1 protein-coding gene is annotated in these 311 nt (G+C 45.3%); it reads right to left on the bottom strand.

The annotated features are described in order from the left end of the window. On the bottom strand, window positions 1-311 hold a 311-nt coding region (locus tag AOA60_RS32095; protein ID WP_218240514.1), incomplete at both ends, for a flagellar basal body protein.

Here is a 311-nt window from a genome sequence, read left to right as displayed (position 1 = left end):
CCATCATATTCGCAAGGCCGTCTTCTGTTGGTTCATTCATGATATCTTCCATCTTCGTTAAAGATTCATGAAGGCTGTTCCAATAACCGTGCTTATTATTTTCCCCACGGAATTGATCATCAAGGTAAGCCTCTCGGATTCTCGTAATTTCACCAGCTTGTACCCCTGAGCCTAGTTGATCCGTGATCGCTGGCTGTGAAAAACCAGGTGTTGGGAACCCACCAGTTGGTTGAAGGTTTACTCGTTGTCTTGAGTAACCAGGTGTATTTGCGTTGGCAATGTTATGTCCTGTTGTTTGGATCGCCGTCTGT

This window comes from Pseudomonas sp. 2822-17 (assembly GCF_002742485.1).
GTDB classification, from domain to species: domain Bacteria; phylum Pseudomonadota; class Gammaproteobacteria; order Pseudomonadales; family Pseudomonadaceae; genus Aquipseudomonas; species Aquipseudomonas cyclaminis.
Note: the sequence above shows the minus strand (reverse complement) of the source record. Positions and strands in the feature narration are given on the sequence as shown.